This is a genomic window from Frankia sp. AgPm24 (genome assembly GCF_023243055.1).
In the GTDB taxonomy this organism is placed as follows: domain Bacteria; phylum Actinomycetota; class Actinomycetes; order Frankiales; family Frankiaceae; genus Frankia; species Frankia umida.
This window is the reverse complement of sequence record NZ_JALKFW010000057.1, coordinates 1-1,581: the sequence shown is the minus strand read 5'-3', so window position 1 is coordinate 1,581 and position 1,581 is coordinate 1. Positions and strand designations below refer to the sequence as shown.

Sequence of the window (1,581 nt, the reverse complement as noted above, 5' to 3'; positions counted from 1 at the left end):
CCCTGTCTGTCAGAGTCCCATGAGACAGATGGATCTTTGAGACCTGTGTAGCGGTAGGGCGAGACGGGATCTTCAGACCAGTGACGTTGACCATGGCAGACATGGCCTCCTCGAAGCAGGAGGATGGCGAGGTGAGCTCCTCGCGAGGCGGACCGCGGTCGGACCGGCCGAAGCGCCGGACCTTCACCGCGGCCTACAAGAAGAGAATCCTGAACGAGTACGACGGCCTGACCGGTGCGGGCGAACGAGGCGCCCTGCTGCGCCGGGAAGGTCTGTACCACTCCCACATCCAGAAATGGCGCGAGGCACAGGAACAGGGGGCTCGCGAAGCCCTCGAGGGCAGGCCCGCCGGCCGGCCCGCGGCGGCCGAGACAGACGCCGACAACGAGCGGCTACGGCGGGAGAACGAACGGCTCACCGCCGAGCTGGCACGAACGAAAGCGGCGCTGGAAGTCGTGGGAAAAGCGCACGCGCTCTTGGCACTGATCTCCGAGAGCGCGGATTCCGGCAGGAAACCCGGCAGATAGTCGACGAGGCGTTCACCTCGCTGGTGCCCTTGACCTCGGTCAAAGTCGCCTGCGACCTGCTCGGACTGTCCCGGGCGACAATGTACCGTCGGCGCCACCCCACACCCTCCACGGACATCCCGTCACGGACCCCGGCCGTCCACCCGGCAGCGCTTGACGACACCGAACGTGAACGGCTCCTGGAACTCCTCAACAGCGACCGGTTCGTCGACAAGTCCGCCGCCCAGGTCTGGGCGACCCTGCTCGACGAGGGGGTCTACCTGGCCAGCGTGTCCACCATGTACCGGCTGCTGCGGGCCCGAGCCCAGACCGTCGAGCGGCGGGCCCAGGCCACCCACCCCGCCCGGAAGAAACCGGAACTCCTCGCGACCAGACCCAACGAAATCTGGAGCTGGGATATCACGAAACTCACCGGACCCGCCCGCGGCGTCTACTTCGACCTGTACGTCATCCTCGACATATTCTCCCGTAAAGCCATCCACTTCGAGGTCCATCCCACCGAGAACGGGGAACTCGCGAAGGCCTTCCTCGAACACGCCGTCGCCGCGAACGGCAGGGTCAGGCCGATCGCCGTCCACGCCGACCGTGGGACCTCGATGACATCCCAGCCGGTCGCCGCTCTCCTGGCCTACCTGAACATCGACCAGAGCCATTCCCGTCCGCACGTCTCGAACGACAACCCCTACAGCGAAGCACAGTTTAAAACACTCAAGTACTGTCCCGCTTTCCCGGGACGTTTCGGTTCGCTCCAGGACGCCCGCGTTTTCTGCGACGTCTTCTTCGCCTACTACAACAACGAACACAGGCATTCGGGTATCGCTCTGCACACCCCGGCCAGCGTTCATGACGGCACCGCCCACGAGATCCAGGCCCGTCGCGCCCAGGTCCTCGACGCCGCCTACGCCGCCCACCCCGAGCGGTTCCACCGCCGACCGACCCCGCCCGCCCTGCCGACCAGGGCGTGGATCAACCAGCCCCCAGCGATCATCGAGACCGAGGAGGCGCTACCCACGAACCAAGCAGCCTGATGTCTCACCGGGATTGACAGGCTCCG

At 65.9% G+C, this 1,581-nt stretch carries 1 protein-coding gene; it reads left to right on the top strand.

The window, feature by feature from the left end; all coding sequences use genetic code 11:
• The first annotated feature begins 101 nt into the window (after nt 1-101).
• A protein-coding gene (locus MXD61_RS05595; protein WP_374628476.1) for an IS3 family transposase occupies nt 102-1,555 on the top strand; the annotation gives its coding sequence in 2 pieces (ribosomal slippage) (nt 102-456 and nt 456-1,555; 1,455 coding nt in all).
• Nucleotides 1,556-1,581 lie beyond the last annotated feature (26 nt).